We start from the raw sequence: 11,599 nt of genomic DNA, 5'->3' as shown, positions 1-11,599 counted from the left end.
CTTCCTATCTCCGGGACCGTGCCGGCCCGCCCCCCCGGGCGCCGCGGCCGGTCCCGATCCCTGCCAGCAGCCGGCCCGTCATCGTCCACGCGGACGATGGCCGTCGGCAACCCATCGCCCGGGTGCGGCATTTAGGAGACCGTCGCCGAACTTTTCGCGAGGGAGGCGGCTCTGACATCCGGAGAGACCTGCCATGCGGGGAACTTCGGTTGCGTCCAACCGGATGCTGAGGCATTGGCTGTCGCGTCTCGACAGGTCTGCTCGGGACCTGAAGCCGGCGGCACCGATCGTGCCGACCGCGCCGGCGGCGGATACCGCCGATACCAGAACGAGACACCGCACGAGAAAGGTCAGATGAGCGCATTCGACTACAGGAATTTCGACGATCGCCGCCAGAACTCGCAGAATGCCAAGGCGGCTCTATTGGCCAAGTTCAAGGCCCGCCCCCCGGCCGATGACCCGGAGATGATCGCCAAGGCGCAGGCGCGCGCCGAGGTCGCCCGCGCCCGCGAGGAGCGCATCCGGGAGCGCGAGGCGGCTCGCATCGCCGCCGAGAAGAAGGCGGCCGAGGAGAAGCGGGCCCGCGAGGAGGCGGAACTCGCCGCCCAGATCGCCCGCGAGGAGGCCGAGGCCGCCGCGACGCAGGCGCGCAAGGCGGCTGATCTCGCGGCCCAGAAGGCCCTGCGCGATGCTCGCTACGCCGCCCGCAAGGCCAAGGTGAAGACGCGCCGCTGAGGCGCGGGGCCCGTGCCGCCGCGGCACCGGCCGAACAGACCCACCCCGAACGCATCGATGTCCCGTGCCGGCCGTGAGCCGGCACGGGCCTGTTCCTCGACGGGACGCGCCCTTTTCCGCGTGCCCGCGTTGACGCATGCGCGGAAGGGGGCCGAGACTGCGACCGCGGTCGCGATCGGCCGCCGGAGGAATCGGGCCATGACGAGCGTCGATGTCGAGATGGTGAAGTGCGCCTGCCCCGATTGCGTCTGCGTGATCGCGGTGGGTCAGGCGATCACCCGCGACGGCAGGGCCTTCTGCTGCGACGCGTGCGCGGAGGGCCATGCCGACCACCAGGGCTGCGGCCACGCCGGCTGCGCCTGCCACGGGTGAGGCGCAGGCGGGCCTGAGGGCTCGGCGCCGGATTTCAGAACCGGGCCGTCAGGAACAGGCGGACGCTGCGCCCGGGCAGGAGGATCTCGTCCTTCTTGAACGAGGCCGAGTTGCGGATGCGGTCGTCGAGGAGGTTGCGGCCCTGCAGGCCGACGGTGATCTCGCTCGCGCCGAACACAGCCGGATCGAGCGGGGCGGTGCGGCTGATCTCGGCCCTCAAGTCGTTCCAGCCGGGCGTCACCGTCTCCAGCGGCGCCACCTCCGTATGCGCGAAGGCGTGGAGCAGGTTGAGGCGGGCGAGCCACCCGTCCGCCCGCAGGAACAGGCCGCCGCCGACCCGGTGGGGCGGGATGCGCGGCACGAAGGTGCCGTCGTCGAACTGGGCCCGGACGAAGTCGTACTGCGCCTCGATGCCGGCGAAGCCGTCGCCGACGGGCAGGAGATCGAGCTGCGCGCCGATCTCGGCGCCCGTGAAGGTGGCGTTGCGCTGGGAGTAGACGACCTGCTGCAACGCGTCGTCGCTGCCGCAGGAGGCGAAATCGTCCCCGCAGCGGATGCCGGTGGCGCGCTTGTAGATGAAGCCCGTGTAGCGGGTGACGTAGCCCGTCGCGTCGAGGCGCAGGGGGCCGATCCCCCGCCGGATGCTCGCCTCGATCGTGCGGGCGCGCTCGAGCTTCAGGTTCGGATCGCCGATCTCGAAGGTCTCGGTCGCGTCGTGGGCACCCCGCGAGTAGAGCTCGAAGGCGGTCGGCGCCCGCTCGACATACGACCCGTTGAGACTCGCCACGAAGCCGAAGGGCAGTTCCTGCAGGGCGCCGAAGGAGGCGCTCTTGGGGGCGAAGCGGCGGCGCAGCGCCTCCGAGACCGGGTCCTCGCCGGGCACGGGCAGGAAATCGGCCGGGAACAGGGTGGCGGTGCCGGCGGCGCGCGCCGCCTCCGCCCGGCCCGCCGCCTGCAGGCGCAGGCCGTTGCCGAGCGCCAGCTCCTCGAACAGGTAGACCGCGTTGCTGCGCGAATCCGTCGGTGCCAGCAAGGTGCCGGCCTCGCCCGCCGTGCCGATCTCGCGCCGCCCCGTCTGGAAGCCGAGGGCGCCGGTCAGCGGGCCGAGGCCCGTGACCACCGGCACGTGCTGCAATTCGAGGCGCCCCTCCGCCTCGCGGTTCTTGAAGGTCGCCCGCACCGCGTCGATCCCGTCCCCGGAGAGGCCGCTCTCGTCGTGCCGGTAGACCGACCCGCCCGCCCAGAACCGGATCACCTCGAACGGGCCCTCGGCCGGCCGGTACTCGCCGCGGGCGAGCAGCCGGTCCTGGCGCGGATCGAGGCGGGTGCGGCTCTCCGCGGCCTCGCCGCCGGGGATCTGGTAGAGCGCGTCGTAATGGCTGAACGAGACCCCGACGAAGCCGCGCTCGAACACCCGCGAGAGGCCGACCGCGCCCCCTTGCGATTCGTTGGCGGAGTTCGCCTGGATGCCCGCGGGCGTCCGGTAGCTGTCGGCCGCCGTGCGGAACCCGTCGGCGTGGAAGGCGACGCCGTCGGCCCCGGCATCGACGGTGGCGGCGGCGAGCCGCCCGTTGTCGACGGAGGAGTAGCCCGTCGTGACCTGCCCCGCATAGCCGCCTGCCGGGATGAAGCTCGGCACGCGGTTGTTCTCGGCGCTGACCACGCCGCCGATCGCCTGGCTGCCGTAGCGCAGCGTCGCGGGGCCGCGGATCACCTCGATGCGGTTGGCGACCAGCGGATTGATCGGCACCCCGTGGTCCTCGCCGAGTTCGGAGACGTCCTGGATGCCGACGCCGTTCTCCTGGATGCGCACCCGGGCATTGTCGAGGCCGCGCACGATCGGCCGGCTCGCGGCCCCCGGCGCGTAGGTCGAGGCCGAGATGCCGGGCCGCTCGGCCAGCGCGTCGCCCAGCGTGCGCGGCTGGTCGCGCAGGATCTGGTCGCGCGTCACCACGGTCACGGGCGAGAAGGTGTCCGTGACGACGGGCAGCAGGCCGGAGGGCGGGGCGGGGGCAGCCGCGGGGGCCTCCGCGGGGGCCGCTCGGCCCTGGACGGGGCTCACCGATGTGACGGTCAGTTCGGGCAGGGTGGCCGCGGCCTGCTGCGCGGCGGCCGGAGCCACCGGGAGCGACAGGGCGGCCAGGGCTAGGGACGCCAGCGGCAGGCCCGCAAGGGACGGGCATGCGAGAGACCGGCACGCAACGGACCGGCCTGCAAGGCGCAGGGACGCGCGCGCCGCTCTCGCCCGCCGGGATTCCCACAGGTGTCGGTCCGGCCGGGTCCGCATCACGCCTCCACAACGTTATATTGTTTCATCACGTGTGGGGACGGGAAGCGCAAGGGGCTTCCGGCCTGCCGGGTTACGGCGGCTCGATGCGTGGCCCGGACGCATCACTCCGCCCCGGCAGCCCATCCGGCCGCGCCGCGTCCGGGCGGCACGCGTTCAGGTCGGTCAAGATTGCGGCTTGGTTCCGATCGGCCCGGTCAGGCACATCTCACTTATTCCGGAGCCGTCCGTTTCGTAAAAATCAGTCCGCATTCGTACGTTCTGTCGACGGAGATTCCGACGAACTGCAACGTTTGCGCGCCGGGTCCTGCATCGAGGCTCGAGACTTCGAAACAAAATTGCTCATCCGTCCTCGGTTCGGTTTGAAAAACGCAGGTTTATTGCTAACATCCGATCGTTTCGCTTGGGGTGCGAGCCGCATCCCGGCGTCGGAGCGCCCTCGGCGGCCACGCTGCCGGCACCTCGGGGAGGAACTCCCGAGGGCAGCATCGGGGAGGGGAGCCTCGGCGGGAGGTTCGGTTCGGGAACATGAACACAGGCGCGCTGCCGGGGGCCACGCGCCGCAGGATCGCTCCTCGACGCGGACAGCACGCGCTCGGTCGCGGAGGGGCGGCCAGGGAGTCGCTGATGGACACGCTGCCGCGCTACGCGGTTTCGCCCCCTCGTCCCGGAACGTCGGCGCTCGGCGCCCGACGCGCCGGCCCCGACGGCCCTCCCGAGACGCCCGGCGGCCTTCTCGCGCGCAAGCTCGGGAATTTCGTGGATCTCTCGGACCAAGAGCGCGAGGTTCTGGACGACCTCGTGCGCCAGAACCGCCAGTACGGCCCGCGGGAGCACCTGAGCCTGGAGAACGGGCATTCCCGCTCGGTGAACCTGATGCTGGAGGGCAGCGCCTGCCGCTACAAGATCCTGCCGGACGGGCGGCGCCAGATCCTGACCCTGTTCATCCCGGGCGACCTGTGCGGGCGCTGCCTGCCCGACCTCGACCTCGGGGACGAGTCGGTGGTGACGCTGACGGCGGCCACCGTGGCCGTGATCCCGCGCCAGGCCTTCGTGCCGATCGTCGAATCCTACCCGCGGATTGCCCGGGCTCTCGCCTGGAACGCCCTCGTGGAGGAGGGGGTCCACCGGGAATGGATCGTCAACATCGGCCAGCGCACGGGCTACGAGCGCATCGCCCACCTGTTCTGCGAGCTGTTCCACCGCCTCTCCGCGGTCGGCCTGACCCAGGGGCTGCGCTGCGAGCTGCCGCTGACCCAGGGGGAACTCGCCGACGCCCTCGGCCTCTCGGCGGTCCACATCAACCGCACGGTGCAGCAGCTGCGCAGCGACGGGCTGATCTGCCTGCGCGGGCGCGAGCTCACCATCCTCGATTTCCCGGCCCTCCAGAGCGCGGCGATGTTCGACGGCCAGTACCTGCACCTGTCCCAGGTCGCGCGCCGGATCGAGACCGCGGCGCGGTCCTACCCGGATCTCTGATCCCCCCGCCCGGTCGAGGCGCGGCGGCCTCGTCCGAGCCCCGCGGCAGCGGTACGAAGGCGTCCGTACCGGCGCGACTTAACTTTCTTGAATGCCGCGGCGGCGGGCCGCCCGGCTAAGTAGGGTGCCCGGCGGGAGGGGCCCGACCCGGGGTTCCGCACGCGGGCCTCGTCCGGCGCCGCCGCCGCGAGGAGGGCAGCTCACGCGATGGACGCGGTCTTGCCCCAGATCCCCTTCGATCCCGCGCGGGACACCCCCGCGCCGACGGTCCGCAACCGCCTGCTGCGGGTGCTCCCGCCCGAGGACCTCGCCCTGCTGCGGGGCCGGGCCGAGACGGTCTCCGTCGAGGCCGGGGCGCGCCTGGCCAACGCCAACGCCCCGATGGGCGACGCCTTCTTCCCGGAGAGCGGCCTCGCCTCCGTCAGCCTCGCCACCGTCGAGGGCAGCCGGCTGGAGGTCGGCATCACCGGCCGCGAGGGCATGGTGAGCCCCGCCTTCGTGCTCGGCGTCGAGCGCACGCCCTTCGAGACCGAGGTGCGGATCGGGGGGCAGGCCCTGCGGGTCGGCGCGGAGGCCCTGCGCGAGGCGATGGCGCGGAGCGAGACGCTGCGCCGCCTGCTGATGCGCTATGTGCAGGTCGTCACCCTGTGGACCAGCCAGACCGCCCTCTCGAACCGGCGCCACAAGACCGAGGAGCGCCTCGCGCGCTGGCTCCTCCTCGTGCACGACCGCATCGACGGGGACGAGCTCACCCTCACCCACGAGACCCTCTCGACCATGCTCGGCGTGCACAGGCCCGGGGTGACGGTGGCCGTGCACGAGCTCGAGAGCGGGGGGATGATCGCGACGAAGCGCGGCCTCATCACGATCCTCGACCGCGACAAGCTCGTGCGGGTCGCCGGCACCAGCTACGGCTTCGCGGAGGCCGAGTACGAGCGGCTGATCGGCCCCCTGCGCGGCCCGGCCTGAGCCCCCGCATCCCGGCCGCCCCCTGCGCGATCGCAGGCAGTTCTTTACCGATCCGCAATAGCGTCGCGCCACCATAGGTTACCGGTCCCGACGGGGCCGGTGGGGGAGCGCCATGTTTCCAGTTGCGCCCGGCGAGGCGGATCGCGTGCAGGCCCTGCACGCCCTCAAGATCCTGGACACCGCACCCGAGGCGCATTTCGACGCGATCTGCCGCACCGCGGCCGCCCTGTTCGGCGCGCCGGTCGCCCTCGTCTCCCTCGTGTCCGAGGACCGGCAATGGTTCAAGGCGCGCTGCGGCCTCGGCATCGACGGCACCGCGCGCGACGTCGCCTTCTGCAGCTACGCCATCCTCTCGCAGGAGGCCTTCGTGGTCGAGGACGCGACCCGGGATCCGCGCTTCCGCGAGAGCCCCCTCGTGACCGAGCACGGCGTGCGCTTCTACGCCGGCGCGCCGCTGATCCTCGGCCCCGGGCTGCATGTCGGCTCCTTCTGCGTGATGGACGTCGTCCCGCGGACGTTCCGGCCCGAGGAGACCCGCCAGCTCCAAGACCTCGCCGCCGTCGTCGTCGCGCAGCTGCGCCTGCACCGGGCGGAGCAGGACCTGCGCGAGCGGGAGGAGCGCCTGCGCCTCGCCCTGCGGGCCGGGCGGATGGTGGCCTGGGAGCGCGACCTGCGCACGGGCCACGCCACGCGCTCGGACAACGCGCAGGAACTCCTCGGCATCGGCTCGGGGCCGATCTCCCTGATCCTGGACCGGGTGCATGCGGAGGACCGCCCCCATGTCGAGCGCTTCAGCGCCTATGGCGGCACCCTCGACGCGGTGGAGTTCCGCTACCGCACGCCGGAGGGGCGCCAGCTCTGGCTCTGCATGCGCGCCGAGCAGACCGAGCCCGACAGAATCGTCGGCATCACCTTCGACATCACCGACCGGAAGCTCTCGGAGGCGCGCCTCTGGCGGGCGGCCAACCACGACCCGCTGACCGGCCTCCCGAACCGCGCCCTGTTCCAGGAGCGGTTCCGCGACGCGCTCGCGCAGGCCGAGGAGACGGGCGCGCGGGTCGGCCTGATCCTCATCGACATCGACGATTTCAAGGACGTGAACGACACCCTCGGCCACGACGCGGGCGACGCGCTGCTGACCGAGATGGCCGTGCGCCTGACGGAGATGGCGCGGCCGGGCGACACGGTGGCGCGCCTCGGCGGCGACGAGTTCGCCGTGATCCTGGCCGGGTCGCCGCGGCTTGAGGCGGCCGCCGTGTTCGCGGGCAATCTCCTGGAGCGGCTGCGCCAGCCCTTCGCCTACCGCGGCCGGCCGCTCGCCACCAAGGCGAGCATGGGGCTGGCGTGCTTTCCCGACCACCACCGGCTCCCCGACGAGCTGATGAAGGACGCCGACATCGCCCTCTACCGGGCGAAGGCCTCCGGCCGGAACCGGGTGACGCTCTACGCCCCCGAGATGCGGGCGCTGACCGAGAAGCGGGTCGCGGTCTCCGGCCAGATGCAGGAGGCGCTCCTCGGCGGCCAGATCGTGCCCTTCTACCAGCCCAAGGTCTGCCTCGCGACGGGGCGCATCGTCGGCTTCGAGGCGCTCGCGCGCTGGCTGCACCCGGTCGAGGGCGTGCTGGCGCCGGGCTATTTCGGCTCCGCCTTCGAGGACCCGGAACTCGCCCATGCCATCGGCAGCCGCATCGTCGCCCGGGTCGCCGCCGACATGCGGGCGTGGCGCGCCCGCGGGCTCGATTTCGGCCGGGTCGCGGTGAACGTGTCCTCCGCGGAGTTCCACCGGCCCGACCTCGCCGAGGCGACCCTCGCCGCGCTGCAGGCGCAGGACGTGCCGCCGACCTGCCTGGAGATCGAGGTGACCGAGACCGTGTTCCTCGGGCGCGGCTCCGATTTCGTCTCCGGCATCCTGCGGCGCTTCCACGAGAGCGGCGTCACCCTGGCGCTCGACGATTTCGGGACGGGCTACGCCTCGCTCACCCATCTCAAGCAATTCCCGGTCGACCACATCAAGATCGACCAGAGCTTCGTGCGGGGCCTGGAGCAGGACGGGGACGACGCCGCCATCGTGGCGGCCGTGATCGGCCTCGGCCGCGCCCTCGACACCCGGGTGACCGCCGAGGGCGTCGAGAGCCAGGGCCAGGTCCGGCGCCTGCGCGCGATGGGGTGCGGCTTCGCGCAAGGCTACCTCTACGCCAAGCCCATGGCGGGCTCGCGGGTGCCCTGGCTGATCGGCAACTGGCCGGCGATCGCCGCCGGGCTCGCGGAGGAGGCCCAGGCTACGGCACCGCCCGCTCCCGCGCCTGCGCGGGCCGCGGGCTGAGGCGCCGCGGGCCGGAGGGGGCGAGACCATGCGGACCTACGATGTCGCGGTGGCGGGCGCGAGCGTGGCCGGCTGCAGCGCCGCGATCCTCCTCGCCCGGCAGGGCTTGAGCGTGGCGCTCCTGGAGCGCAGCCCGGATCCGGGGGCCTACAAGAAGCTCTGCACCCACTACATCCAGTCGAGCGCGCTGCCCGTCATCGAGCGCCTCGGCCTCGCCCCGCTCCTGGAGGAGGCGGGGGCCGTGCGCAACGCCATCGACGTGCGGACCCGTTGGGGCTGGGTGCGGGAACCCGCGGCCGAGGCCGGCCGGCCGGCCCACGGCTACAACGTGCGGCGCGCGACCCTCGACCCGCTGCTGCGCGGGCTCGCGGCCCGCACACCCGGGATCGATCTCCGGCCCGGCCACACCGTGACGGGGCTCCTGGGCGAGCGCGGCCGCGTCGGCGGCCTGAGGGCGCAGGATGCGTCCGGCGCCGCGGTGGATTTCGCGGCGCGCCTCGTGGTGGGGGCGGACGGCCGCTTCTCCCGCGTCGCGGAGCTTGCCGGAATCGAGGGCCGGGCGTCGCCGAACGGGCGCTTCTTCTATCTCGCGCCCTATCGCGGGCTCACGCCGCCGGACGGGCGCTCGCGCATGTGGTTCCTCGAACCCGACATCGCCTACACCTTCCCGAATGACGACGGGATCACCGTGGTCGCCGTCGCCCCCGCCAAGGCGCGGCTCGAGACCTTCAAGGCCGACCGGGAGGGCGCCTTCGCGCGCTTCGTGCGCGCCCTTCCCGACGGCCCGGACCTCGACCGGGCGGTGCGCGCCGGCCCGATGATGGGCTTCGTGGACTGGCCGAACCTCGCGCGGGCGCCCGTGCAGGCCGGCCTCGCCCTCGTCGGCGACGCGGCCCTCTCGGTCGACCCCGTCTGGGGAACGGGCTGCGCCTTCGCCTTCCGCTCCGCCGACTGGCTCGCCGAGCAGGCGGGCCCTGCCCTTGCCGGGGCGGGTGGGGCGGCCGCGCTCCGGGCCGGCCTCGGCGCCTATGCGCGCCGCCACCGGGCGGAACTCGCCGGCCACGCCCTCCACATCCGCGACTTCGCCGCCGGGCGCCCCTGGCGCTGGCCCGAGCGGCTGCTGTTCTCGGCGGCCGCCCTCGACGAGAGCTGCGCGCGGGATCTCTTCGCCTACGCGGCGCGCAACATCGGGCTGGCCCGGTTCGCCGCGCCGCCGGCCCTGCTGCGGGCCGTCCGGGTCAACCTCGCGCACCGGCTGCGCCAGGGCGGCCCCCGCCGGAGGGCCGGCGCGCCGGCTCTCCCGTGAGGGGGGCCGCTCAGGCCGCCCGCGCGGCCTCGCCCGAGGTGGGGAAGCGCTGCAGCAGCACCCGCCGGCCGGTGAGGTCGTGCACGGTGACGCGCCATTCCGCCCAGTCGGCCCGGCGGCCGAGGCTGCGCATCACCCCGTCCGCGACCCGGCGCGCCCGCGCCCCGAGGGCGTCGGGACGGCGCACCACCACCCCGCGCGCGTCGAAGACGCATTCCGTTCCGTTCGTGCAGTGAAAGCGGTAGCGCGCCATCTCAACCCGTCTCCTTCGCCCTCGCGCCTCGATGTTAATGTTCTAGTTATGTTCTCATCGAAGGCGAGGGCCGCGAGCCTGTGCGAAGTGACGCAGCGCCGGGGCGGAGCCACGACGGGGGGATGGCTCCGGAGGCCCGGCCTCCGTGCCCGACGCGGTGGGCGTGCCGAGATTTCGGCCGATTGTCGGTCTAGCCCGGTTCGTGCATCGCCCCCCGCGCGACCCGATCCGTCACGAACCCCGAATCCAGGCCCGAGAACCATGCTGCGTGCGACCCTCGTCTCTCTCCTGCTCTGCGGCGCGGCCCTGCTCCCGGCCGCCGCGCCGGCGGCCGAGGCGCCGGCCGGCCAGGCCGCCGGCGGCCCGGCCATCAGCGGGCAGGCGACCGTCATCGACGGCGACACGATCGAGGTGCGCGGAACCCGCATCCGCCTCTATGGGATCGACGCGCCGGAGGCGGCGCAGACCTGCGAGACCAGCGCCGGCCGCAGCTACACCTGCGGGCGCCTCGCCGCCCACGCCCTCGCCGAGCGGATCGGCTCCGCGACGGTGACCTGCGAGCCCCACAGGGAGGCGGGCGGCCGCAAGGCTTCCGTCTGCCGGCTGGGGCAGGAGGATCTCAGCGCCTGGATGGCCGCGCACGGCTATGCCCTGGCCGACCGGCGCCAATCCGCGGCCTATGCGGGCGCCGAGAGCAAGGCCTGGGCGAAGCGCCGCGGCATCTGGGCCGGCACCTTCGAGGAGCCGGCGGAGTGGCGCCGGGCGCGCCTCTCGGCCGATGCGGCGGCGGGCGTCCGCGCGGAGTGAGGCCGGGCCCGGGCGGAAGGGTGGTCCGCATCCGTCTGGTGCTCGGCGGGTGCCCGTGCCATGGCGGGCCATGCCCTCGCTCCTCAGCCCTCGCTCCTTATGCCCTCGCTCCTCGCCTACGCCGCCGCCGCCCTCGCCGAGATCGCGGGCTGCTTCGCCTTTTGGGCCTGGCTGCGGCTCGGCCGCTCGGCGGCGTGGCTGCTGCCGGGCCTCTGCGCGCTGGCGCTCTTCGCCGTCCTGCTGACGCGCGTCGAGGCGGAGGCGGCGGGCCGCGCCTACGCGGCCTATGGCGGCGTCTACATCGCGGCCTCGATCCTGTGGCTGTGGCTCGCGGAGGGGCATCGGCCCGACCGCTGGGACCTTGCCGGCGGGATCGTCTGCCTCGCGGGCGCGGCGCTGATCCTGCTGGGACCGCGGGGCTAGGGCCATCCTCCGCCGGCGCGCCGCTGCGCGTCCCGCGCCGGCCCCGGCGGGCAGGGCGCGCGTGGCACGGTCCCGTTCAGGCGGCGGCCACGATCCGCTCCCGGCGCCCGGCCGGCGGCCCGGCGGCGCCGAGGAGGGCCATGCCCGCATCCGCGAGCCTCTGCTTCTCGCCCTCGCTGAGTTCACCGAACAGGTCGTCGAGGGCGGCGAGCCAGTCGGCCCGCGTGGGATCGGGGGTCTGCCCGAGGAGGAAGAGCAGGACATCGACGAGCCGTGCCCGCATCGGGCGCGGATCGGGCTCCGGCTGCCCCGTGCCGGCGGGGCCGGATTCGGGCCGGGATCCAGGCCAGGATCCGCGCCGGGGCGGAGGCTCGTCGTGGGGCGCCCGGTCGGCGGGCGGGATTGGGGCGGGAACCCGGATCGCGCGCAAGCGCGCGAGACAGGCCCTCCCCACGGCGCGCATCCTCGGAATCATGCCCCCACCCCGCCCCCGGGCGCTCGCCCCGGTCCCGCGCGGGACCGGGGACGCGCTCCGTCCCCGCGCCTCGGCCGCCCGAAGGGTCCGAAGGCCGCAATGTGGGAAAGGCTACGGTCTTTTCCCGAGAGCGTCTGTCCGATCTTGTACCCCGGGAGCGCCCGGCCCCC

General features: G+C 73.7%; 11 protein-coding genes. 8 read left to right on the top strand and 3 right to left on the bottom strand.

The window, feature by feature from the left end:
* The first annotated feature begins 354 nt into the window (after nt 1-354).
* Entirely contained in the window at nt 355-735 is a 381-nt protein-coding gene (locus J2X36_RS24300; protein WP_132254399.1) for a DUF6481 family protein, read from the top strand.
* Between the two features lie 198 nt (nt 736-933).
* Entirely contained in the window at nt 934-1,107 is a 174-nt protein-coding gene (locus tag J2X36_RS24295) for a metallothionein (RefSeq protein WP_132254398.1), read from the top strand.
* Between the two features lie 34 nt (nt 1,108-1,141).
* Here the strand turns inward: J2X36_RS24295 and J2X36_RS24290 are convergent, their stop codons facing one another.
* A complete protein-coding gene (locus J2X36_RS24290; RefSeq protein ID WP_310354499.1) occupies nt 1,142-3,229 on the bottom strand; it encodes a TonB-dependent receptor domain-containing protein in 2,088 nt (695 codons plus the stop codon).
* A 792-nt stretch (nt 3,230-4,021) separates the two neighbouring features.
* Between J2X36_RS24290 and J2X36_RS24285 the strand changes: the two genes are divergently transcribed.
* The 4 genes from J2X36_RS24285 to J2X36_RS24270 all read left to right on the top strand — a co-directional run bounded on the left by J2X36_RS24285 (nt 4,022) and on the right by J2X36_RS24270 (nt 9,471).
* A complete protein-coding gene (locus tag J2X36_RS24285; RefSeq protein WP_132254396.1) occupies nt 4,022-4,873 on the top strand; it encodes a Crp/Fnr family transcriptional regulator in 852 nt (283 codons plus the stop codon).
* A gap of 207 nt (nt 4,874-5,080) precedes the next feature.
* Nucleotides 5,081-5,842 carry a Crp/Fnr family transcriptional regulator gene (locus tag J2X36_RS24280; protein ID WP_132254395.1) on the top strand — a complete coding sequence of 254 codons (762 nt, stop codon included), beginning with the start codon at nt 5,081-5,083 and terminating at the stop codon, nt 5,840-5,842.
* A gap of 112 nt (nt 5,843-5,954) precedes the next feature.
* Nucleotides 5,955-8,165: an EAL domain-containing protein gene (locus J2X36_RS24275; protein ID WP_310354497.1), complete on the top strand. Its 2,211-nt coding sequence runs from the start codon at nt 5,955-5,957 to the stop codon at nt 8,163-8,165.
* A 28-nt stretch (nt 8,166-8,193) separates the two neighbouring features.
* On the top strand, nt 8,194-9,471 hold the full coding sequence (locus J2X36_RS24270; protein ID WP_310354495.1) for an NAD(P)/FAD-dependent oxidoreductase: 1,278 nt from the start codon (nt 8,194-8,196) through the stop codon (nt 9,469-9,471).
* A 10-nt stretch (nt 9,472-9,481) separates the two neighbouring features.
* Here the strand turns inward: J2X36_RS24270 and J2X36_RS24265 are convergent, their stop codons facing one another.
* On the bottom strand, nt 9,482-9,724 hold the full coding sequence (locus J2X36_RS24265; protein ID WP_310354493.1) for a DUF6894 family protein: 243 nt from the start codon (nt 9,722-9,724) through the stop codon (nt 9,482-9,484).
* Between the two features lie 261 nt (nt 9,725-9,985).
* Here J2X36_RS24265 and J2X36_RS24260 point away from each other — a divergent pair, with 261 nt between their 5' ends.
* Both J2X36_RS24260 and J2X36_RS24255 read left to right on the top strand, forming a co-directional pair.
* Nucleotides 9,986-10,531 carry a thermonuclease family protein gene (locus J2X36_RS24260; protein ID WP_310354491.1) on the top strand — a complete coding sequence of 182 codons (546 nt, stop codon included), beginning with the start codon at nt 9,986-9,988 and terminating at the stop codon, nt 10,529-10,531.
* A gap of 99 nt (nt 10,532-10,630) precedes the next feature.
* Complete coding sequence (locus J2X36_RS24255; RefSeq protein ID WP_310354544.1) at nt 10,631-10,954, top strand: YnfA family protein; 324 nt, start codon at nt 10,631-10,633, stop codon at nt 10,952-10,954.
* A gap of 76 nt (nt 10,955-11,030) precedes the next feature.
* On the opposite strand, the gene J2X36_RS24250 is transcribed toward J2X36_RS24255, so the two are convergent.
* On the bottom strand, nt 11,031-11,237 hold the full coding sequence (locus J2X36_RS24250; RefSeq protein ID WP_132254391.1) for a hypothetical protein: 207 nt from the start codon (nt 11,235-11,237) through the stop codon (nt 11,031-11,033).
* Nucleotides 11,238-11,599 lie beyond the last annotated feature (362 nt).

Origin of the sequence: Methylobacterium sp. BE186 (genome assembly GCF_031457035.1) — a bacterium.
Lineage (GTDB): Bacteria > Pseudomonadota > Alphaproteobacteria > Rhizobiales > Beijerinckiaceae > Methylobacterium > Methylobacterium segetis.
This window is presented reverse-complemented; position numbering and strand designations above follow the sequence as displayed.